This is a genomic window from Kitasatospora setae KM-6054, assembly GCF_000269985.1.
Taxonomy (GTDB): Bacteria; Actinomycetota; Actinomycetes; order Streptomycetales; family Streptomycetaceae; genus Kitasatospora; species Kitasatospora setae.
In genome coordinates, this window is record NC_016109.1 from 5,890,649 (window position 1) to 5,911,931 (window position 21,283).

Sequence of the window (21,283 nt, forward strand, 5' to 3'; positions counted from 1 at the left end):
GTGGACATCGACATGAGTGCCCTGCGCGGGCTGGTCACCGAGAAGGGCGTGCCGTTCGACCTGCTGGTCGAGTCGATCGAGTCGGCCCTCCTCATCGCGTACCACCGCACCGAGGGCTCGCGCCGCCGGGCGCGGGTGGAGCTGAACCGCAAGACCGGGCACGTGACGGTCTGGGCCCTGGAGGACGCGTCCGAGCTGGACGAGGGCGTCGAGCCGAAGGAGTTCGACGACACCCCGTCGGGCTTCGGCCGGATCGCCGCGTCCACCGCCAAGCAGGTCATCCTGCAGCGGCTGCGGGACGCCGCGGACGACCAGACCTTCGGCGAGTACGCGGGCAAGGAGGGCGACATCGTCACCGGTGTCGTCCAGCAGGGCAACGACCCGAAGAGCGTGCTGGTCGACATCGGCAAGCTGGAGGCCATCCTGCCGCCGCAGGAGCAGGTCCCGGGCGAGGACTACCGGCACGGCACCCGGCTGAAGTGCTACGTGGTGGGCGTGCGGCGCGGTGTGCGCGGCCCGTCGGTGACGCTGTCGCGCACGCACCCGAGCCTGGTGAAGCGGCTGTTCGCGCTGGAGGTGCCGGAGATCGCGGACGGCTCGGTGGAGATCGCCGCGATCGCCCGCGAGGCCGGCCACCGCACCAAGATCGCGGTCTGGTCGCGCCGGCAGGGCCTGAACGCCAAGGGCGCCTGCATCGGCCCGAACGGCATGCGGGTGCGCGGCGTGATGGCCGAGCTGCACGGCGAGAAGATCGACATCGTCGACTGGTCGGAGGACCCGGCCGAGATGGTCGCCGCCGCGCTGTCGCCCGCCCGGGTGACGAAGGTGGAGATCGTCGACCTGGCCCAGCGCTCCGCCCGGGTGATCGTGCCGGACTACCAGCTGTCGCTGGCGATCGGCAAGGAGGGCCAGAACGCCCGCCTGGCCGCCCGGCTGACCGGCTGGCGGATCGACATCCGTCCGGACACCGAGGCTCCGGCCGAGGAATCCCCGGGGCGTTGAGAACGTTGTCATGGGCCTCCGGGGAACTACTCGGCGGCGGCGAGTCCCTTCGGAGGGGTAGACTTGAACGTGTCTGGCCGGACGCATGTCCGGGCATGCCCTGAACGCACCTGCGTGGGCTGCCGCAAGCGCGCGGCCAAGCACGAGCTGCTGCGTGTCGTGGCGGGCGAGGGCGAATGCGTCCCCGACCCCCGCGGCACACTGCCGGGCCGGGGTGCTTATCTGCACCCCGATCCGAACTGCCTCGACCTCGCGGTCCGCCGCCGGGCGTTCCCCCGGGCCCTCAAGGCCCAGGGCGCGCTCGACCCCGGCGCCCTGCGGGAGCACGTCGGGGCGGCAGCGAGCCAGGCCGACCGGCAGTCGGCCCACTGACGGGCCACGCGCCCGGCAACACGCACCAGCGCACGGCACGCGGTCACGCCGCCGTGCACCCAGTCAGGTACCTCGCGAGATGGAAGTAGGTCGAGATTGCGATGAGCACTCGATGAGTACGCGATGAGTACGCCCATGAAGTAACGGCAGTCCGGCGGACGAATACCCCGGACGCATAGACAGGAGCGAAGTGGCTAAGGTCCGGGTATATGAACTCGCCAAGGAGCTTGGTTTGGAGAGCAAGGCCGTCATGGCCAAGCTCACCGAGCTGGGCGAGTTCGTGCGTTCGGCGTCCTCGACGATCGAGGCGCCGGTCGTGCGTAAGCTGACTGACGCTTTGGGAGCGACCCCGCCGTCCGGCGGCGCGTCCTCCGCGAAGCCTGGCCCGCGGAAGCCCGCGGCGCCCCAGCCGACCGGCGGCGCCGGTTCGGCCGCACCCAAGCCGGGTGCCCCCACCCCCGGCCCGCGTCCCACTGTGACGCCGGGCCCCCGTCCCACCCCCGCCGCCGCGGCCCCCGCGCCGGCCGCGCCGAAGCCGGCCGGCCAGGCCCCGACCCCGGGCCCGCGCCCGGCGGCGCCCGCCCCGGCCGCTCCGGCCCCGGCGGCGGAGTTCTCCTCCCCGGCCCCGGCCGGCGAGGCCCCGGCGCGTCCGGCCGCCCCGCGGCCGGCCCCGGCCAACCCCGCGGCCCGTCCGGGCCCGCGTCCGGCCGGTCCGCGTCCGGGCAACAACCCCTTCACCTCGGGCGGAGCGTCGGGCATGGCCCGTCCGTCCGCCCCGCGTCCGGGCGGTGCGCCGTCCGGTGAGCGCGGCCCCCGTCCGGGTGGCGAGCGCGGTCCGCGTCCGGCCGGTGCGCCGGGTGCCGGTGAGCGCGGCCCCCGTCCCGGTGGCGAGCGCGGTCCCCGTCCGGCCGGTGCGCCGGGTGCCGGCGACCGCGGCCCCCGTCCGGGCGGCGCGCCGTCCGGCGAGCGCGGTCCCCGTCCCGGTGGCGCCCCGCGTCCCGGCGGCCCGGGTGCCGGTGCGCCGCGTCCCGACGGCATGCCCCGTCCGGCCGCTCCGCGCCCCGGTGCGCCGAGCCCGTCCGGGATGCCCCGTCCCAACCCCGGCATGATGCCGCAGCGTCCGGGCCCGCGCCCGGGTCCGGGTGCCGGCGCGCGTCCGGGTGGCCCCGGCGCCCGTCCGGGTGCTCCGGGCGGTGCCCGTCCCGGTTTCCAGGGCCGTCCGGCCGGTCCGGGCTCGCGTCCGGCCGGCGGCGGCTTCGGCGGCCCCCGTCCGGGTGGCGGCGCCGGTGGCGGCGGCGGCTTCGGCGGTGCCCGTCCGGGTGGCGGCGGTTTCGCCGGCCGTCCCGGTGGCCCGGGTGCCCGTGGCGGCACGCAGGGCGCGTTCGGTCGCGGCCCCGGTGGCCGTCCGGCGCGCGGCCGGAAGTCGAAGCGCGCGAAGCGCCAGGAGTACGAGGCCATGCAGGCCCCGTCCGTCGGCGGCGTGATGCTGCCGCGCGGCAACGGCTCGACCGTTCGCCTCTCGCGCGGCGCTTCGCTGACGGACTTCGCTGAGAAGATCAACGCCAACCCGGCGGCGCTCGTCTCGGTGATGTTCAACCTCGGTGAGATGGTCACCGCCACCCAGTCGGTCTCCGACGCCACGCTGCAGCTGCTGGCCGACGAGATGGGCTTCGTGCTGGAGATCGTCAGCCGGGACGACGAGGACCGCGAGCTGCTGGAGTCGTTCGACATCGACTTCGGTGTCGACGAGGGCGACGAGGAGCAGCTGGCCCCGCGTCCGCCGGTGGTCACCGTCATGGGTCACGTCGACCACGGCAAGACCCGCCTGCTCGACGCGATCCGCAAGACCAACGTGGTCGCGGGCGAGGCCGGCGGCATCACCCAGCACATCGGTGCCTACCAGGTGGCGACCGAGGTGAACGGCGAGGAGCGCCGGATCACCTTCCTCGACACCCCGGGTCACGAGGCGTTCTCCGCCATGCGTGCCCGTGGCGCCAAGTCCACCGACATCGCGATCCTGGTGGTCGCGGCCAACGACGGCGTCATGCCGCAGACGGTCGAGGCGCTGAACCACGCCAAGGCCGCCGGCGTGCCGATCGTGGTCGCGGTCAACAAGATCGACGTCGAGGGCGCGGACCCGACCAAGGTCCGCGGCCAGCTCACCGAGTTCGGCCTGGTGGCCGAGGAGTACGGCGGCGACACCATGTTCGTCGACATCTCCGCCCGCCAGGGCCTCAACATCGAGGAGCTGCTGGAGGCCGTGGTCCTGACCGCGGACGCCTCCCTCGACCTGCGCGCCAACCCGGAGCAGGACGCCCAGGGCATCGCGATCGAAGCCCACCTGGACAAGGGCCGCGGCGCCATGGCGACGCTGCTCATCCAGCGCGGCACCCTGCGGGTCGGCGACTCGATCGTGGTCGGCGACTCCTACGGCCGCGTCCGCGCCATGCTGGACGAGAACGGCAACAGCCTCTCCGAGGCCGGCCCGTCCCGTCCGGTCATGCTGCTCGGTCTGACCTCGGTGCCCCGCGCCGGCGACAGCTTCATCGTCGTCGACGAGGACCGCACCGCCCGCCAGATCGCCGAGAAGCGCTCCGCCCGCGACCGCAACGCCTCGATGGCCCAGCGCCGCGTCCGCGTCTCGCTGGAGGGCTTCGAGGCCGCGCTGGCCGCCGGCAACATCGAGAAGCTCAACCTCATCATCAAGGGTGACGTCTCCGGTTCCGTCGAAGCCCTCGAGGACGCCCTCGTCAAGCTCGACGTGGGCGAGGAGGTCGAGCTCCGGATCCTGCACCGCGGTGTGGGTGCCATCACCGAGTCCGACGTGGACCTGGCGATGGGCTCGGACGCCATCATCATCGGCTTCAACGTGCGCGCCGAGGGGCGTGCCCGTACCGCGGCCGAGCGCGAGGGCGTCGACATCCGGTACTACTCGGTCATCTACCAGGCGATCGAGGAGATCGAGGCCGCGCTCAAGGGCCTGCTCAAGCCCGAGTACGAGGAGGTGCGCCTCGGCTCCGCGGAGATCCGCGAGGTGTTCCGCTCCTCCAAGTTCGGCAACATCGCCGGTGTGCTCGTCCGCGAGGGCATCATCCGCCGCAACACCAAGGCGCGCCTGCTGCGCGACGGCAAGGTCGTGGCGGAGAACCTCAACATCGAGGGCCTGCGCCGCTTCAAGGACGACGCCACCGAGGTCCGCGAGGGCTTCGAGGCGGGTGTCACCCTGGGCTCGTTCAACGACATCAAGATCGAGGATGTCATCGAGACCTACGAGATGCGCGAGAAGCCGCGCTCGTAACAGGTGCCTGACCGGGGCCGGCCGACGGGTGTCTTATCCCGTCGACCGGCCCCGGCCGCGCTTGTTAGGGTCGGGGCCAGTCGGAAGAACATCCTTCGAGGCCCCCAGACCGGCTCAGGTCTGTCCCACATGTTCGTAGGAACACTCACCTTCGACCTGCTCCTCGGCGACGTGCACTCGCTCAAGGAGAAGCGGTCGATCGTGCGGCCCATCGTGGCCGAACTGCAGCGCAAGCACAGCGTGTGCGCGGCGGAGGTAGGAGACCAGGATCTGCACCGCAGGGCCGAGATCGGCTGCGCGGTGGTGTCCGGCGACGCCGGGTACGTCAGCGAGGTCCTGGACAGCTGTGAGCGGCTCGTCGCCGGCCGCCCAGAGGTGGTGCTGCTCTCCACGCGGAGGCGGTACCACCACGACGACGACGAATGACCTGCGGGAGTCACCACCGTCACACCCGCACAGGACCGAGAGCGCCCACAAGGCTGGGCGCGGGCGGGTACGTTGGGGAGAGGGCCCCACCGGGCGAGGTCATGACCCGGGGTACGCGCCTACTGCACGAGGAGGCAACGTGACCGACACCGCTAGGGCGCGCAAGCTCGCCGACCGCATCCAGGTGGTCGTGGCGGAGACCCTGCAACGCCGGATCAAGGACCCGCGCCTGGGGTACGTCACCATCACCGACGCCCGGGTCACCGGGGACCTGCGCGAGGCCACCGTCTTCTACACCGTCTACGGTGACGAGACGGAGCGGGAGTCCAGCGCGGCCGCGCTGGAGAGCGCCAAGGGCATCCTGCGTTCCGAGGTCGGCAAGCAGACCGGGGTCCGGTTCACGCCGACCCTGACCTTCGTCGCCGACGCGCTGCCGGACAACGCGAAGAACATCGACGACCTGCTGGACAAGGCCCGGGCCTCCGACGCCGCCGTCCGCACCACCGCCGCCGGGGCCGCGTACGCCGGCGACGCCGACCCGTACAAGTCCTCCCGCGACGACGACGAGGACGAGTGACCACGGCCGGCGAGCCGGCCGGGTCCGGCACCGCGAGGGCGGTCTCCACTGTCGAGGTGGAGACCGCCCTCGCGGTGCTTCCGGGCCCTCGCAGCGCGTCATCGGCCGGATCCGGGGCGGAGGCGGAACCGGCCGGCGGCGGGCGGTCCGAGGCGTCCGAGCCGCTTGAGGCGGCCGGGGCGGCCGGGGCGTTCGAGGAGGAGTGGCGGCGGGCCCTCGAACTGATCGCCGGCGCCGACGAGATCGACCTGATCTGCCACATCTGCCCGGACGGCGACGCGCTCGGCTCGGCGCTGGCCGTCGCGCTGGCGCTGCGCGGCCTGGGCAAGCGGGTGCGGGTGTCGTTCGGCGACGACCCGCAGGTCATCCCGGAGTCGCTGTCCTTCCTGCCGGGCCAGGAGCTGATCGTGCCCGCCGCCGCCGTGCCCGCCGCGCCCGCGCTGGTGCTGGCCTTCGACGCCGCCTCCGAGGAACGGCTCGGCCTGCTGCGCGGGAAGGCGTTCGCGGCCGGCGCGCTGGTGGTCTTCGACCACCACGCCTCCAACCCCGGCTTCGGCACCGTCCGGCTGATCGACCCGGCCGCGCCCGCCACCGCCGTCCTCGCCGACGAACTGCTGCGGCGGCTGCGGGTGCCGCTCGACCAGGCGATCGCGGCCTGCCTGTACACCGGCATCGCCACCGACACCGGCTCGTTCAAGTACCGGGCCACCACGCCCGCCACCCACGAGATGGCCGGGCGGATGCTGGCCACCGGCATCCGGCACGACCTGATCTCCCGCCAGCTGTGGGACACCACCTCCTTCGGGTACCTCAAGGTGCTCGCCGGGGCCCTGGAACGGGCCGCGTTCGAGCCCGAGGAGGCCGGCGGCCACGGGCTGGTGTGGACCTGGGTGCCCTACCAGGACCTGGCGCTGTTCGGCGTCACCGTCGAGGAGATCGAGGGCCTGATCGACGTGCTGCGCAAGCCCGCCGAGGCCGACGTCGCGCTGGTGCTCAAGCAGGACCCGGACGGCACGCTGCGCGGCTCCTGCCGCTCGCGCGGCGCCGTCGACGTCGCGGCCGCCTGCGCGCGGCTCGGCGGCGGCGGGCACGTGTACGCGGCCGGGTTCAGCGCCCGGGAGGCCGTCGCCGAGACCGTGGAGCGGTTCCGGGCGGCGCTGGCCGCCGTCGCGGCGGAGAGCGGGCCGTCGGCGGGGTCGGACGCGGTGGGGCCGGGCGCGGTGGGGTCGGACGCGGTCGGGCCGGGCGCGCGCTAGGCTCGTGCGGTTCGGCGGCCGGCCGGTCGCCGGGCGGGTTGCGGGAACGCGCGCAGGCAGTGCGCGCAGGACTTTCGAAATGATGATGAGCGATGAAGCGTAAAGGGACGGGCCCCGACGGGCTGGTCATCGTCGACAAGCCGGAGGGCATCACCTCGCACGGGGTGGTCGCCAAGCTGCGCTGGCTGGCCGGGACCCGGAAGGTCGGGCACGCGGGCACCCTCGACCCGATGGCCACCGGAGTCCTGGTGATCGGCGTCGAGCGGGCCACCCGGCTGCTCGGGCACCTGATGCTCACCGCCAAGACCTACGAGGCGACGATCCGGCTCGGCCAGACCACGGTCACCGACGACCGGGAGGGCGAGGTCACCGCCTCCGTCCCGGCCGACGGCGTGACCCCCGAGGCCGTCGACGCCCAGGTCGCCGAGCTCACCGGCGAGATCATGCAGGTGCCGTCCAAGGTCAGCGCGATCAAGATCGACGGCAAGCGCTCGTACGCCCGGGTCCGGGAGGGCGAGGAGTTCGAGCTCGCCGCCCGGCCGACCACCGTGCACGCGTTCACCGTGCACGAGCGGCGGGCGGCCGTCGCCGAGGACGGCACGCCGGTGCTCGACCTCGACGTCACCGTCGAGTGCTCCTCCGGGACGTACATCCGGGCGCTGGCCCGCGACCTCGGCGCGGCGCTCGGCGTCGGCGGGCACCTGACCGCGCTGCGGCGCACCAGGGTCGGGCCGTACGCGGTCGAGTCGGCGCACACCCTGGAGCAGTTGGAGGAGAAGCTGGAGGTGCTGCCCATCGCCGAGGCCGCGGCCGCCGCCTTCCCGCGCTGGGACGTCGACGCCGAACAGGCCCGGCTGCTCTCCAACGGCATGCGGCTGGACGCGCCCGGGCTCGGCGCCGACGGGCCGATCGCGGTCTTCGACCCGGACGGGCGGTTCCTGGCGCTGATCGAGGAGAGCGGCGGGAAGGCCAAGCCGGTCGCGGTGTTCGTCGGCTGAGAGGGCGCCCGGGGCGCTCAACGCAGCCGCAGGCGCCAGTCGTTGCTGTGCAGGAAGCGGCCCGAGCGCTGCGGGTACTCGAAGGCGCACGGGCCGTCGCAGCTGAAGCCGAGCCGGGCGCAGAGCGCGTTGGACGGGGCGTTGTCGACGGCCGGGAACGCGTGCAGCACGCCCGGCGCCGCCGGATCGGCCGCCACCAGGGCCCGCAGGGCGGTCAGCAGCGCCCGGCCGGCCGCGGCCGCGACACCGCGGCCCTGGAACTCCGGCAGCACGTTCCAGCCGGCCTCGTGCACCTCGGCGCCCCGCCACTCGCGCCGGTGGTGCGCGATCGACCCGGCCCGCTCGCCGTCGGCCAGCACGGCGTACATCGTGCCGCCCAGGGACGGGAGTTCGAGGTAGCGGCGGTGGCGCGCGAGCAGCAGCTCCGGGGACTCCGGGCCGCCGACGTGCCGGCGCATCGCCGGGGTGTTGATCCGGCGCAGCAGGTCGAGGTGGGAGTCGGACCAGGGTTCCAGGCGCACGTCCATGCCCGGCAGGGTGGCCCGGGACGGGGGCCGGGGGCCAGTGGTTTTCCGGCGGGGCCGCGGCGGGCGGCGGTGGTTGTCCGACCGGGTGACGGGTGCCGGTGGTTCTCCGGAAGGGACTGCGGCGGGCGGCGGCCGTCCGGGTCAGCAGGGGGGTGCGGCCGGCGGGGCGAGCGGGGTGTCGCCGGGGGCGGGGACGAGGCCGCGCAGCAGGTGGTCGACGACGTCGTCGAGGACCCGGGCGAGCGCCGGGCCGGTCAGGACGCCGGCGGCGGCGCGGGCGGCGACGCCGTGGACGGCGGTGAACAGCACCTCGAAGACACGGGCCGGGCTGCCCGGGCGGACCAGCCCGGCCCGCTGGCCGTCGACGATCACCTGGTGCGCCTCGGACTCCAACGGCTGCCAGGCGGTGCGCAGTTCGTCGGTGACGGCCGGGTCGTGCTTGCGTATGAAGGTCAGTTCGAGCATGGCCGGCCGCTCGGCCGCGAAGTCCACGTAGGCGCCGGCGAAAGCGCGGATCCGGGCGTCGAACCCGGGTCCGGCCGCGGCCAGCCGCTCCCGGGCGGCGGCGGAGATCCGCTGGATGCCCGTCAGCGCCAGGGCGTCGAGCAGGGCCCGCTTGTCACGGAAGTGGCGGCTGGGCGCGGCGTGGCTGACCTCCAGCGCGCGGGCGAGTTCGCGCAGCGAGAGGGCGTCCGGGCCGTGCTCCTGGAGGGCCAGCTCGGCCTGGGCCAGCAGCGCGGCGCGGAGGTCTCCGTGGTGGTAGCGGCCCGTTCGCATGGGCCCATGATAGGCGACGGTGCATCAATGTAGGCGTTGACCACTTTGTAGTCAGCGACTACATTCGGATCCGTCGTCGCCGCCGGCACCGGGCGGCCCGCCCCCGTCAGGAGTACGTGATGGACTTCGCCCGCCGCACCGCCGTGATCACCGGAGCCTCCACCGGCATCGGCGCCGCCTTCGCCCGGGAACTCGCCGCCCGCGGCGCCCGCCCCGTCCTGGTCGCCCGCAGCGAGGACCGGCTCACCGCCCTCGCCGCCGAACTCGACGCCGCGCACGGTGTCCGCCCCGTCGTGCTGGCCCGCGACCTGGCCGCGCCCGGCGCCGCCGCCGAACTCGAACGACAGCTGACGGAAAGGGAGTTGACGGTCGACCTGCTGGTCAACAATGCCGGCTTCGGCACCCACGGCCCGCTCGGCGCCGCCGACCCGGACCGGATCGCCGAACAGGTCGGGCTCAACTGCCTCGCCCTCACCGAGCTCACCACCCGGCTGCTGCCCGGCATGCTCGCGCGCCGCCGCGGTGCGATCGTCAACCTCGCCAGCACCGCCGCGTTCCAACCGCTGCCCGGCATGGCCGTCTACGGCGCCACCAAGGCCTACGTGCTCTCCTTCACCGAGGCGCTCGCCCACGAACTGCGCGGCACCGGCGTCCGGGCGCTGGCGATCTGCCCCGGCGCCACCGAGACCCCGTTCTTCGCGGTGATGGGCGGCGAGGTCACGGGCCCCGGCGGCAAGCGCACCCCCGAGCAGGTCGTCGGCACCGCGCTGCGCGCCCTCGCCCGGGGCCGGGCCAGCCGGGTCGACGGGCTGCTCAACCGGCTCACCGCCGCCTCGCCCCGGCTGCTGCCGCGCCGCGCGGTGCCCGGCGTCGCGGCGCGCTTCACCCGGGTGCGGGAGCTCGGCTGAGCGGCGGCCGGCCAAGTGCGTCCGGGCGGACGGGAGTTGGGCGCCGGAGGCGGCGGGTGGGGGCGGGGTGGGTTGTCCGGGGCGGGGTGCGCGCCGGGCGGGCGGGTAGGGGGCGCACGGAGTGAACGGGTGTGGTGAGAGGGGCGTGCGGGGTGCTGTGGGGCTGGTGGGGGGCAGGCTGACCGCGGCGTGTACGGCGGCCGTACCCCGGTCCCGCGCGGGGCCGGTGGCGGCCCGGCGGGAGGACTGGCGGATGGGCGAGGGTGCGGGCGCCGGCTTCGCGGGGGATCCGGCGCAGGCGCTGCTGCGGATCAGGGACCAGCAGGGCCGGCTGTGCGGGCTCGGCTTCGTCGCCGACCGGCACGGCACGGTGGTCACCGCGCACGAGGCGGTGGCCGGAGTGCCCCGGCTGGTGCTGCACACCCCCGGCGGGCAGACCCGGGTGCTCGGCCCGGAGAGCGTCGACCTGCTGCCCGAGCGCGGCCTGGCCCTGCTGCGCACCGCCGCGGTCGGCGGCGTCCCCGGCCCCGCGCTGCCGATCGGCCGCGGCCCGGTCGACGGCCCCGTCGCGGTGCCGCACCAGCGCTGGGAGGACGGCGCCCCCGCGCTCGCCCGCGGCGGACCGCTCGGCCGGGAGCGCGGCCGGTGCGGCGACGGCGCGACGATCCGGACCGTCAGCGGCGTCCTGGTGCTCGACCTGCCGGTCACCCCGCTGGCCGGCGCCCCCGTCCTCGACCCGGACACCGGCGCGGTGCTCGCCGTGATCGCCCCCCGGGTGCGCGCCGTCGCCGGGCCCGGCGTGGCCGCCGTCCCGCTCACCGCCGACGGCGCGCCCCCCGGCGACACCCCGCTCGGCCGGCTGCTCGGCCGCAACGCCGCCGACGCCCCCGCGTACGGGCGGGCGCTCAACCTCGGCGGGGTGCTGCGGCTCGCCCAGGCCCAGCTCGACGGCGCCGCCGCCGGCCCCGGCCGGATCGCCGAACTCGCCGCCGACCGGGTCGACCGCCCCGACGGCCTCAGCGGCGAGGAACCCCAGGACGCCCTCACCGTGCTGCTCGGCGAGACCGGCAGCGGCCGCAGCACCGAACTCGCCGCCCTGGCCGTCCGCCGCTCCGGCACCGCCCGGCCGCTGCCCACGCTCTGGCTGCGCGGCGCCGACCTGGCCGCCGGCGACCGCACCCTCGGCGACCCGCTGCGCCGCCGACTCGCCACTGCCGCAAGGGAGTTGGGCGTACCCGAAGTCGAACCCGGCGAGCTGGCCGCGCTCTGCGCCGACGCCGGACGGCCCCTGCTGGTGATCCTCGACGCCCCCGAGGAGGCGCCGCTCGCGCTCTCCGCGCGCTGGCTCACCGCCTGCCTCGACTGGCTGCGCACCCACCGGGCCCGGGCCCTGGTCGCCTGCCGGCCCGACGGCTGGGAACAGCTCGGCCCCTGGCGGACCGCCGCCCGCGCGCTCTGGCTCGGCCCGCTCACCGCCGACGCCGCCACCCGGGCCGGCCGCCGCTACGGACTGCCCGGCGCCTTCCTCGGACCGGCCGAGCAGGGCCACCCGCTGGCCCTGCGGCTGGCCGGCGAGCTGCGCGGCGCGGGCGTCCGCGGACCGGTCGGCAGCCGGGCCGAACTCTTCGACGGCTGGCTCGACCTGGCCTGCCTCACCGTCGCCCGCCGGATCGCCCTCACCCCCGGCGGCCCGCGCCGCCACCGCCGCGGCGCGCCCCCCACCCCCGGCGAGGACGCCCGGCAGGTGCGACGGCTCGCCGCCGTGGTCGCCGGACGGCTGCACGAGGCCGCCCGGCTGATGCTCGGCGCGGGCGACGGGGCGCTCACCGCCGAGGAGTTCGCCCGGCTGTTCCCCGATACCGGCGGCTGGGCGCGGGCCGTCCGGGAGGAACGGGTGCTGGTCCCGGCGGGCGCCGGCTACCGGGCCGGGCACGAGGAGTGGGGCGAGTGGCTGCAGAGCCTGCACCTGGACCTGGACGCGGCGCTGCGGCTGGTGCTGGAGGACGCGGAGGACGCGGACGGGCCGGCGGGGGAGCGGACGGGGGCGGGGCCGGACGGGGGCGGGGACGAGGCCGGCGGGGGCCGGGAGGGCGCCGTTCCCCGGACTCCTGAACGGGCCCCTGAACGGGCCCCCGCCGCGTCCGCCGCCCCCGCCGCGTCCGCCCCCGCCGGGGTCGGGCGGAGCCGGGTCGGGGTGGTGGCGGGGGCGCTGCGGCGGGTGGGGGAGGTGCGCGGGGCGGCGGTGCTGGACGGGTGGCTGCGGCGGCTGCGGGCCGCGCTGGAGCGGTCGGAGCGCGGCGGGGAGGCCGACTGGTGGGCGGGCCGGCTGCTGCCGGCCGGGCTGGCGGCCAGCCCGGAGCCGTCCGCGCACCGGGAGCTGCTGGAGCTGCTGGCCGAGCGGGCCGGCCGCGACGAGCGGTTCGGCGCCGCGTTCTGGACCGGCCTGCCGCTGCCGCTGGCCGAACTGCTCGCGCTGCTGGGCGGGTTGGCACAGGCGCAGGAGCAGGCGCCGGGCCGGGCGGAGGTGGCCCGGGCGGCGGCGGCCGAACTGCTGGCCGCCGATCCGCGCGGCGTGCTGCCGCTGCTGTGCGCCTGGTACGGGCTGCCCGGCGCGGGCGCCGCCGAGCTGGCCGACGAGCTGCTGTACGCCCACCGGGCGCTGGCGCTCGACGAGTTGACGGAGGCGCTGGTCGCCGCCGCGCACCCGAGGGCGGACGCGCTGCTGGGCCGGCTGGCCGAGCGGGAGCCGTCCGCGCTGTGCCGGGCCGTCGACCGGTGGAGCCACGACCCGCGCCCCGAGCGGCACGTCGCGGCGGCGGTGCACGCGCTGCGCACCGCCCCGCACGCGGGCGGCTCGGGCGCCGGGCTGCTGCGGCTGGCGGCCCGCACGCTGCTCGCCCGGGAGGACGAACCGGCCCTGCACGGCGCGGCGTTGGCGCTGCTGGTGCGGGACCCGGAGGGCCGGGCCGAGCACCTGCCGGCCGCGCTGGCCGCGTACCGGGCGGGCGACCCGTTCCTGACCGCCGAGGTGCTGGCCGGGCTGCTGCCGGAGCACCCGGGCGAGGTGCTGGCGGCGGTGCGGGAGCGGCTGCGGGTGCCGGGGGCCCGGGTCGGCGACGGCCTGCGGGTGCTGGACGGGGCGGCCGACCCGGCGGTGGCCCGGAGCGGGCTGCTGCTGGCGGCCGAGCTGCTGGAGGACGCCCCGGAGCGGGCCGCGGAGGTCGCCCGGCACCTGGACGGGCTGCTGGACGCCGGGCGGGACGGCCGCCCGCTGCTGGCCGCCGTGCTGGCCGCCGAGCCGCCGGTGCGGGCGCTGTTCGCGCCGGTGCTGGCGGCGCCCGGCGGCGGCCGGGCCGGGCTGCTGGACGCGCTGCTGGCCGCCGAGCGGGACGAGCGGGTGCTGGCGGCCGTGGTGGAGGCGCTGGCGGCCCGGCACGCCGGGCACCCGCCGGGGCGGGTGCGCGAGCTGCTGGCGGCGGTCGCCGCGCGCTGGCCGGGCGCGGACGCCGTCCTGGTGCGCTGTGCGGGCCGCTGGGCGGGTTTCGCCCGGCTGCTGGCGTCCTGGCCCGAGGAGGCCCCGGAGCCGCCGCAGGGGCCCCGGCTGGCCCTGCTGCGGGCCCTCGCGGCGGCCGGCCGGGACCCGCAGTACGCCGCGGCCGAGGCCGAACGGCGGGTCGACCGTCCCGGCGGCCGTCTCTCCGGTCACACCAAGGGCCTTCCGGTACCTGGGCAGGGCCGGTCGCATGGCACGCTATAGGGGTTCGGTTTCGGTCTTTCGAGTGCACGGTCCGTGCACACGGTAGGAACAAGGAGCGGTCAGGTGCAGCGCTGGCACGGCCTGGAGGAGATCCCCGGGGACTGGGGGCGCAGCGTCGTCACCATCGGATCGTTCGACGGGGTCCACCGCGGACACCAGTTGATCATCAATCGGGTGGTGGAGCTGGCCGGGGAGTTGGGGGCGAGGTCGGTGGTGGTCACCTTCGACCCGCACCCCAGCGAGGTGGTCCGGCCCGGCAGCCACCCGCCGCTGCTCGCGCCGCAGCCGCGCCGGGCCGAGCTGGTCGAGCAGCTGGGGGTGGACGCGGTGCTGGTGCTGCCGTTCACCGCCGAGTTCTCGAAGGAGTCGCCGGAGTACTTCGTCCGGTCGGTGCTGGTCGACGCGCTGCACGCGAAGGCGGTCGTCGAGGGCCCCAACTTCCGCTTCGGGCACCGCGCGGCGGGCGACGTCGGGCTGCTGGCCGAGCTCGGCCGGGCGGACGACTTCACCGTCGAGGTGGTCGACCTGCAGGTGCGCGGCGCGGCGGGCGACGGCGAGCCGTTCTCGTCCAGCCTGTGCCGCCGGCTGGTCGCGGCCGGCGACCTGGCGGGCGTCGCCGAGATCCTCGGCCGCCCGCACCGGGTCGAGGGCGAGGTCGTCCGGGGCGCCCAGCGCGGTCGCGAACTCGGCTACCCCACCGCCAACGTGGACACCGTCGCGCACTCGGCGATCCCCGCCGACGGCGTGTACGCGGGCTGGCTGACCGCCGACGGCGAGACCATGCCGGCCGCGATCTCGGTCGGCACCAACCCGACCTTCGACGGCACCCACCGCACCGTCGAGGCGTACGCCATCGACCGGGTCGGCCTCGACCTGTACGGGCAGCACGTCGCCGTCGACTTCCTGGCCTGGCTGCGCGGCATGGAGAAGTTCGACTCGATCGAGGCCCTGCTGGAGCGGATGGCCGAGGACGTCAAGCGCGCCCGGGACCTCACCGAGCGCCCCTGAGCACGGCGGAGCCCCCGGCGGGAAGGACCTCCTTCCCGCCGGGGGCTCCGGCACGTTCAGCCCTGGTGCGGCGGCGGGTAGCCGTAGCCCGGGGGCGGCGCCTCGTGCGGCGGCGGGTAGCCGTAGCCGGGCTGCGGGGCCTGCGGCGGGTACGGCTGCTGGTAGGGCTGGCCCGGCTGCGGCGGCTGCTGCCACGGCTGGCCCTGCTGCGGGTAGCCGCCCTGCTGCGGGTACGCCGGCTGGGGCTGCTGCGGCGGGTACGGCTGCTGCTGCGGGTAGCCGCCCTGCTGCGGGTACTGCTGCTGCTGCCAGCCGGCCTGCTGCTGGGAGCGGGCGATGTCCTCGCCGACCAGTGCCGCCAGCTCGAAGTAGGCGTCGCGCACCTTCGGCCGCATCATCTGCAGGTTGACCTCGGCGCCGGCCGCCAGGCTCTCGTCGAACGGCACCACCACGACGCCGCGGCAGCGGGTCTGGAAGTGCGCGACGATGTCCTCGACCTTGATCATCTTGCTGGTCTCGCGCACCCCGGAGACCACCGTGATCGACCGCTGCACCAGGTCCGCGTAGCCGTGCGCGCTCAGCCAGTCCAGCGTGGTCGAGGCGCTGGACGCGCCGTCCACGCTGGGCGTGGCCACCACGATCAGCTGGTCCGCGAGGTCCAGCACGCCGCGCATCGCCGAGTACAGCAGACCGGTGCCGGAGTCGGTCAGGATGATCGGGTAGTGCTGCCCGAGCACCTGGATGACCTGGCGGTAGTCCGAGTCGTCGAAGGTGGTGGAGACCGCCGGGTCCACGTCGTTGGCGACGATCTCCAGGCCCGAGTTCGGGTCCTGCGAGGTGTACTGGCGGATGTCCATGTAGTTGCGGATGCTCGGGATCGCCGTCACCAGGTCGCGGATGGTCGCCCCGGTCTGCCGCTTGATCCGGCGTCCCAGGGTGCCCGCGTCCGGGTTGGCGTCGATCGCGATGACCTTGTCCTGCCGCTCGCTGGCCAGCGTCGCGCCCAGCGAGGTGGTGGTCGTGGTCTTGCCGACCCCGCCCTTCAGGCTGATCACCGCGATCCGGTAGCAGGTCGTCACCGGGTGCCGGATCAGCTCCAGCTTCTGCTGCTTGCCGGCCTGCGCCGACTTGCCGCCGAACTGGAACCGCGACTGCTTCTGCGCCTTCGGCTGGCCGCGCAGCAGCCGGTCCGAGGACAGCTCCACCGCGGCCGTGTACCCCAGCGCCGCCCCGTGCGCGGACGGCTGCGCGGCCGCCTGCTGGAACTGCGGCGGCGCCTGCGGGGCACCGCCCACCCCGTGCTGCGGCTGCTGGTACTGCGGCGGCTGCCCGCCCATCGTCTGGCCCGGCTGCGGCCAGCCGCCCGCCCGCGGGTCGGCCGGCGGCTGCTGCGGGTTCTGCGGGTTCTGCCACGGCTGCTGCTGCGGGTCCGGCTGCGGGTACTGCGGCTGCTGCGGCGGGTACTGCTGCTGCTGCTGCGGGTACGGCTGGCCCGGCCACTGCTGCTGCGGGTCCGGCTGCGGCGGGCCGGGCTGCTGGTACTGCTGCTGCGGCGGGTACGGCTGCTGCACCGGAGGCTGCTGGACGGGCGGCTGCGCGCCCTGCTCGGCCACCGGAGGCTGGACGGGAGCCTGCTGCTGGACCGGCGGCTGCGGAACCTGCGGCGGCTCCGGCTGCGCGGGAGGCTGCTGGACGGGCGGCTGCGCGGCCTGCTCGGCCACCGGCGGCTGGACGGGAGCCTGCTGGACGGGGGGCTGCGGCTGCGCGGGCGGCTGCTGCACCGGAGGCTGCTGCTGGACGGGGGGCTGCTGCACCGGGGGCTGCGCGACCGGCGGCTGCGCGACCTGCGGCTGGACGGGCGGCTGCTGGACGGTGGGCTGCTGCTGCACCGGGGGCTGCGCGACCGGCGGAACCTGGGCCGGCGGCACCTGCTGCTGCACGGGCGGCTGCGGCTGCGGTTGCGGCTGCGGCGCGGCGGTCGGAGCGCCCGGCGCGGCGCTCTGGGTGTACCAGGACGGAGCGGTGTAGTCCGGGGCGTCGGACCAGTCATCGTCGTCCTCGGCTGGGTTGTCGCCGACGTAGACGCCGTCCCGATCGCTGCTCACTGGGGCTCCCTCGTTCTCGCCGAAGCTGCTTCGGCGGTTGCCGTCGGGCAACAAGACTAGGCCGTGCAGGTGCCCGCGTTGAAGGCGGTGCCGGACCTGACGGCGGATCGGACCGGCCCGCCGGCCGGTCCGCCCGGGGGCGCGGACGGCATCCCCCGGGGCGGCCCGACCGGCCGGCGGCCGGTCAGTCCATGCGGCGCGGGCCGCCCAGCACCTGGGTCTCGGCCTCGCCCTGGTTGGTCATCACGTACTGGCGCCGCATCCGGGTCGCCCACAGCGTCACGTTGTCCGGCAGCGTCGGCAGCGCGCTGACGTCGCCCGGCGAGAGCGACAGCAGCCGGCCCAGCAGCTCGGCCTCCTGCGGCGAGACCCGCTGCAGGCCGACCAGGTCGGCCGCGTTCAGCACCCGGCTCGCGTTCGGGCCCAGGTACGGCAGCACGGTCAGCGTGGTCTGCCAGGGCGCCGCCGACAGCCGGCTGCGGTTGGGCCGGGCGCCCAGGTCGCGCACCACCAGCACCGGCGAGGCCACCGACGCGCCCTGCGCGCCCAGCCGTCCCACCTGGTGGATCGTCACGCACGGCTGCCCGCCGCCGGCCGCCTGCGCCATCGGCGCCCACGCCTGCGGACGGCCGGTCTCCACCGCGATCCGGGCCCCGGTCGCGGCCGCGCGCAGCGCGATCAGCTGCGCTGTCCACATGCCGCCGACCAGCACCACCTCGAACGCGGACGGGCGGAACAGGCCGATCACCGCGGGCTGCTGCTGGTGGTCCAGGCCGATCACCACGCCGTCGTCGCCGACCGGGAAGGCCAGCGCCGACAGGTCCTCGACCGTCAGCACGTGCTTCTCCCGGCGCGGACCGCGCAGGCCGAAGCCGGGACGCACCCGCACCGGGCGCTGCTCGACCGGCTGCGGGGCCTGGCCGGAGTAGGTCTGGTAGGCCATCAGGACGTCCCTCCCAGGGGCAGCGTGGCGAGCAGGCCGGGGGCGTGCTCCAGGTCGAGGCGGGTCAGCGAGGCGCCGCTGTGCTGCGCCCGGGACTCCGCCTGGCGGCCCATCTGGTCGAGCCTGGACTCGTTGTGCTCGGTCAGCCGCAGGTGGCCGCTGAGCGCGACCGCGCCGCCCATCGCCTGGGTCGCGGTGACCGAGAAGGTCGAGGCGAACGCCGGGGTGCCGGTCAGCTGGTTGACCAGGTCGGGCGCGGTCACCCGGCCGCCGCCCATGCCCGGGCGGGACAGCACCGGCCACTTGGAGATCCAGTACGTGGCGTGCCAGCGGTCGTCGATCCGGCAGTACTTCGCCGACTCCTGGGTGCGGCGCACGCCGACCCCGCCGCCGCCGGAGCCCTGCCGGCCCGCCACCGCGACCGGGTTGGCGCACACCGAGATGGCCAGCGCGGCGATCAGCTCGCGCTCGTCCAGCACGGTCGCGGTGAAGCCGGCGCTGTTCAGCCGGCCGGCCAGCTGGTCGGTGACCCGCTGGAGGGTCTTGCGGGCGCCCTCCTCGCCGCCGCCGCGGGCCAGCACCGCGGTGGCCGCGCGCTCCGGGTCGAGCTTGAGCGCGACCCAGGTCAGCCGCAGCGCCGGGGTGTTCACGCCGCCCGGGGTCTGCTGGTAGGCGCGGGCAGCCAGCGAGTGCTCGGGCAGGTGCGGCGCGGGCGCCGGCTGGGTGTGCTGGACCAGCTGCACCGACTCCAGCGCGATGTCGTCGACCCGCAGGACCGAGCAGATCAGGTCCAGCGGCACCGAGGAGGCGGCCCGGCCCGGACGCAGCGGCTGGTCCTTGGACTGCACCAGCAGCACCGAGGTGAAGAAGGTGCCGTCGCCGACCATGCCGGTCTCCCGGCGCAGCGGACGGCCGTCGCCGAGGTCGGTCTCGATCGCGTGGGTCGAGGTCTTCAGCGCCGGGTCCAGCTCCATCACCGGCGCGATCGCCGGGTCGGTGCCGGGCGGCGGCACGTTGTACTTCGCGTCCCGGCGGCGGGAGTTGTACGTCGAGCGGACGCCCAGCGCCTCGCCGGTGGTGCGGCCGCCGAGGCGCAGCAGCGCGACGACGACCAGCAGCAGGGCGGGGACCGCGAAGACGCCCGCCATCATGGTGTTGATCGACCAGCCGACCGCGACCAGCGCGGCGGCGACCTCCAACTGGACGATCTGCTTGAGTTCCAGCCGGCGGCCCAGCAGGCCGGGCCTGGGCAGCAGCCGCAGGCCGACCGGGCCGAGCGCGGCCGGCGGGGCGGCGGGCGCGGTGCGGGCCCGGCGTCCGCCCGGGGCGTCCGGCCTCCGGCCGTGCGAGGTGGAGCGTCGTCGTGCTGGAGCGGACTGGCTTGGCATCCCCCGAATTGCCCTCTCTGCTTCAGATGTCCATCAGATGTCCGGATGGTCCGTCAGATTCCCCCTGCGGGCCCGGCGAGCGCGGGCCGGGGTCCGGCGCGGCGGCCCGGATGGCGGACCGTCGGAGCCTACCCGTTACCGTACTCACCGTCTGCTGCCGCATCGTAGAGGGGTGGCCGAGCGGTCCGCCCGCCGGGTGGCAGACTCATCCGACGGCACAAGCGCGTTGACGGCCCGCGGAGGCGGGCCACACAGGGGAGACGGGGACGAGCATGGCATCACGCCGGGACGAGCTGAACGCCTACACCTTCGCCCGGAAGCGGATGGTGGGGGCCTTCCTGCAGCCGGGCGGCGGCGGCAACGACGAGGACGCGCCGCGTCCGCTGCGGGCCGTGCTGCCCAGCTTCGTGGTCGCCGCGGTGGTCGTCGCGGGCTTCGGCATGTGGGGCGTCCTCAAGCCCGCCGCGCCGCCGAACTGGGACGAGGGCAAGTACGTCATCCAGGGCAAGTCCTCGACCACCCGCTACGTGATCCTGAAGGACGGGCCGAACAGGGAGCCCACCCTGCACCAGGTGCTGAACATGTCCTCGGCCCGGCTGGTGCTGCCGGAGAACGCCACCGTGCAGACCGTCGCCGACGACGTGCTGGACAAGTACCCGCGGCGCGGCGCCACCATCGGGATCCCGTACGCGCCGGACAAGCTGCCCTCGCCCGGGGACGCCAAGGACCCGAAGAAGTGGTCGGTCTGCGACAAGATGGGCGCCGACAACCGGCAGTCCACGGTCGGCCAGTCGGTGTTCATCGCGGCCGGGGCGGACGCCAAGGTGCTGGCCGCGCCGGACAACGTGCTGAACGACGGGCAGATGGTCCTGGTCCAGGAGCCGCCGCTGGACGGCAAGACCGACAACGGCGCGCTGTACATGATCGACTCCAGGGGGCTGAAGCACGCGCTCGGCCAGTGGGGCACCGACACCGCCGAGCGCGACAACCTGGTGTCGGCGCTGACCAGCCCCGGCACCAAGCCGCAGCAGGTCACCAAGGAGTGGCTGGCCACGCTGGCCAACGGCGCCCCGGTGCAGTTCCCGCGGATCGACACCTTCCTGACCACCGGCAAGTCGGCCGGCTCCCAGTTGGAGCTGACCAACCCGGAGCAGAAGAAGGTCGGCCGGCTGCTGCAGTTCCAGGACGCCTACTACGTGGTCGGCAGCACCCAGCTGTACCGGGTCACCCAGTTCCAGGCCGAACTGCTGCGCACCGACCCGCTGGTGCAGGACGCGTACGGCAAGACCGGCGCGCCGCAGATCGAGGCGGTCGGCGCCGGCGACATCAGCAAGCTCAAGCCGCAGATCACCGAGCAGCTGATGGACAAGTACAAGGACTGGCCGGCCAAGAAGCAGCAGGCGGTCAACGTCGGCGGCAAGGGCGGCCGCACGGTGGTCTGCTCGACCTTCGAGGGGGTCGGCGAGAAGGGCCAGATCAAGCGCTCGGTCTGGGCCGGCACCGAGTACCCGGCGCAGGTCACCTCGGGCTCGGTCAGCGCCCACGTGACGCCCGGCCACGGCCTGCTGTACCGCGCGGTGGAGGGCGAGACGCTCGGCGCCGACGGCCAGGCGTCCTCCGGCAGCGACTTCCTGATCACCGACTCGGGCCTGCGCTACTCGCTGCCCGCCAACAGCGACGGCGGCTCCGGCAGCACGCCCAGCCCTGCGCCGGAAGCGGGCAAGACGACCACCAACGAGTCCCAGGCGCGGCTCGGTTACAAGGACGTCCTGCCGCCGCCGGTGCCGCTGGCCTGGTCGAAGCTGGTCCCGGCCGGACCGGTGCTGAACACCAACGCCGCACTCCAGCGGCAGAACGCCTGACGAACCGTCAGGCGCGGTGCGGGAGTTCAGTGTCATGGTCTGGTAACTACCCGCTACCCGGTGTTGGGCGCACAGCAGT

The 21,283-nt window shown here is 75.5% G+C and carries 16 protein-coding genes; 11 read left to right on the forward strand and 5 right to left on the reverse strand.

Going from position 1 to position 21,283, the window contains the following annotated elements; translation table 11 throughout:
* The 7 genes from nusA to truB all read left to right on the forward strand — a co-directional run bounded on the left by nusA (position 1) and on the right by truB (position 7,929).
* Entirely contained in the window at positions 1 to 1,002 is a 1,002-nt protein-coding gene (gene nusA / locus KSE_RS26215) for a transcription termination factor NusA (protein ID WP_014138378.1), read from the forward strand.
* A 69-nt stretch (positions 1,003 to 1,071) separates the two neighbouring features.
* Positions 1,072 to 1,374: a YlxR family protein gene (locus tag KSE_RS26220; protein ID WP_014138379.1), complete on the forward strand. Its 303-nt coding sequence runs from the start codon at positions 1,072 to 1,074 to the stop codon at positions 1,372 to 1,374.
* Between the two features lie 190 nt (positions 1,375 to 1,564).
* Complete coding sequence (gene infB / locus KSE_RS40360) at positions 1,565 to 4,672, forward strand: translation initiation factor IF-2 (RefSeq protein WP_014138380.1); 3,108 nt, start codon at positions 1,565 to 1,567, stop codon at positions 4,670 to 4,672.
* Positions 4,673 to 4,801: 129 nt separating this feature from the next.
* Positions 4,802 to 5,098, forward strand: coding sequence for a DUF503 domain-containing protein (locus KSE_RS26230; RefSeq protein ID WP_014138381.1), 297 nt, complete (start codon positions 4,802 to 4,804; stop codon positions 5,096 to 5,098).
* A gap of 139 nt (positions 5,099 to 5,237) precedes the next feature.
* Entirely contained in the window at positions 5,238 to 5,675 is a 438-nt protein-coding gene (gene rbfA, locus KSE_RS26235) for a 30S ribosome-binding factor RbfA (RefSeq protein ID WP_014138382.1), read from the forward strand.
* Positions 5,672 to 6,931 carry a DHH family phosphoesterase gene (locus tag KSE_RS26240; RefSeq protein WP_014138383.1) on the forward strand — a complete coding sequence of 420 codons (1,260 nt, stop codon included), beginning with the start codon at positions 5,672 to 5,674 and terminating at the stop codon, positions 6,929 to 6,931. Before rbfA ends, KSE_RS26240 begins: the two co-directional genes overlap by 4 nt.
* Before the next feature lie 92 nt (positions 6,932 to 7,023).
* The gene (gene truB, locus KSE_RS26245; protein ID WP_014138384.1) at positions 7,024 to 7,929 is read left to right on the forward strand and encodes a tRNA pseudouridine(55) synthase TruB; all 906 of its coding nucleotides are present in this window, start codon (positions 7,024 to 7,026) and stop codon (positions 7,927 to 7,929) included.
* A 17-nt stretch (positions 7,930 to 7,946) separates the two neighbouring features.
* Here truB and KSE_RS26250 read toward each other — a convergent pair whose 3' ends face one another.
* Positions 7,947 to 8,456 carry a GNAT family N-acetyltransferase gene (locus tag KSE_RS26250; protein WP_014138385.1) on the reverse strand — a complete coding sequence of 170 codons (510 nt, stop codon included), beginning with the start codon at positions 8,454 to 8,456 and terminating at the stop codon, positions 7,947 to 7,949.
* Between the two features lie 141 nt (positions 8,457 to 8,597).
* Positions 8,598 to 9,233: a TetR/AcrR family transcriptional regulator gene (locus KSE_RS26255; RefSeq protein ID WP_014138386.1), complete on the reverse strand. Its 636-nt coding sequence runs from the start codon at positions 9,231 to 9,233 to the stop codon at positions 8,598 to 8,600.
* Positions 9,234 to 9,352: 119 nt separating this feature from the next.
* Between KSE_RS26255 and KSE_RS26260 the strand changes: the two genes are divergently transcribed.
* From KSE_RS26260 to KSE_RS26270, 3 genes are all read left to right on the forward strand, one after another.
* Entirely contained in the window at positions 9,353 to 10,141 is a 789-nt protein-coding gene (locus tag KSE_RS26260; RefSeq protein WP_014138387.1) for an SDR family NAD(P)-dependent oxidoreductase, read from the forward strand.
* Positions 10,142 to 10,394: 253 nt separating this feature from the next.
* Positions 10,395 to 13,898: a serine protease gene (locus KSE_RS26265; protein WP_051055383.1), complete on the forward strand. Its 3,504-nt coding sequence runs from the start codon at positions 10,395 to 10,397 to the stop codon at positions 13,896 to 13,898.
* A gap of 63 nt (positions 13,899 to 13,961) precedes the next feature.
* Complete coding sequence (locus tag KSE_RS26270; protein ID WP_014138389.1) at positions 13,962 to 14,906, forward strand: bifunctional riboflavin kinase/FAD synthetase; 945 nt, start codon at positions 13,962 to 13,964, stop codon at positions 14,904 to 14,906.
* 56 nt (positions 14,907 to 14,962) lie between these two features.
* Here KSE_RS26270 and KSE_RS46515 read toward each other — a convergent pair whose 3' ends face one another.
* The 3 genes from KSE_RS46515 to eccE all read right to left on the reverse strand — a co-directional run bounded on the left by KSE_RS46515 (position 14,963) and on the right by eccE (position 19,342).
* On the reverse strand, positions 14,963 to 17,011 hold the full coding sequence (locus KSE_RS46515) for a MinD/ParA family ATP-binding protein (RefSeq protein ID WP_014138390.1): 2,049 nt from the start codon (positions 17,009 to 17,011) through the stop codon (positions 14,963 to 14,965).
* A 184-nt stretch (positions 17,012 to 17,195) separates the two neighbouring features.
* Positions 17,196 to 17,954, reverse strand: a complete 759-nt coding sequence (locus KSE_RS26280) for a hypothetical protein (protein WP_014138391.1) — start codon at positions 17,952 to 17,954, stop codon at positions 17,196 to 17,198.
* Complete coding sequence (eccE, locus tag KSE_RS26285) at positions 17,954 to 19,342, reverse strand: type VII secretion protein EccE (protein ID WP_014138392.1); 1,389 nt, start codon at positions 19,340 to 19,342, stop codon at positions 17,954 to 17,956. Before eccE ends, KSE_RS26280 begins: the two co-directional genes overlap by 1 nt.
* 272 nt (positions 19,343 to 19,614) lie before the next feature.
* Between eccE and eccB the strand changes: the two genes are divergently transcribed.
* Positions 19,615 to 21,204, forward strand: coding sequence for a type VII secretion protein EccB (gene eccB / locus KSE_RS26290; RefSeq protein WP_014138393.1), 1,590 nt, complete (start codon positions 19,615 to 19,617; stop codon positions 21,202 to 21,204).
* Positions 21,205 to 21,283 lie beyond the last annotated feature (79 nt).

Coding starts and splice junctions, on each gene's coding strand:
- KSE_RS26230 (WP_014138381.1), top strand. CDS start 4,802: ATGTTCGTAGGAACACTCACCTTCGACCTGCTCCTCGGCGACGTGCAC.
- truB (WP_014138384.1), top strand. CDS start 7,024: ATGAAGCGTAAAGGGACGGGCCCCGACGGGCTGGTCATCGTCGACAAG.
- KSE_RS26250 (WP_014138385.1), bottom strand. CDS start 8,456: ATGGACGTGCGCCTGGAACCCTGGTCCGACTCCCACCTCGACCTGCTG.
- KSE_RS26255 (WP_014138386.1), bottom strand. CDS start 9,233: ATGCGAACGGGCCGCTACCACCACGGAGACCTCCGCGCCGCGCTGCTG.
- KSE_RS26260 (WP_014138387.1), top strand. CDS start 9,353: ATGGACTTCGCCCGCCGCACCGCCGTGATCACCGGAGCCTCCACCGGC.
- KSE_RS26265 (WP_051055383.1), top strand. CDS start 10,395: ATGGGCGAGGGTGCGGGCGCCGGCTTCGCGGGGGATCCGGCGCAGGCG.
- KSE_RS26280 (WP_014138391.1), bottom strand. CDS start 17,954: ATGGCCTACCAGACCTACTCCGGCCAGGCCCCGCAGCCGGTCGAGCAG.
- eccE (WP_014138392.1), bottom strand. CDS start 19,342: ATGCCAAGCCAGTCCGCTCCAGCACGACGACGCTCCACCTCGCACGGC.
- eccB (WP_014138393.1), top strand. CDS start 19,615: ATGGCATCACGCCGGGACGAGCTGAACGCCTACACCTTCGCCCGGAAG.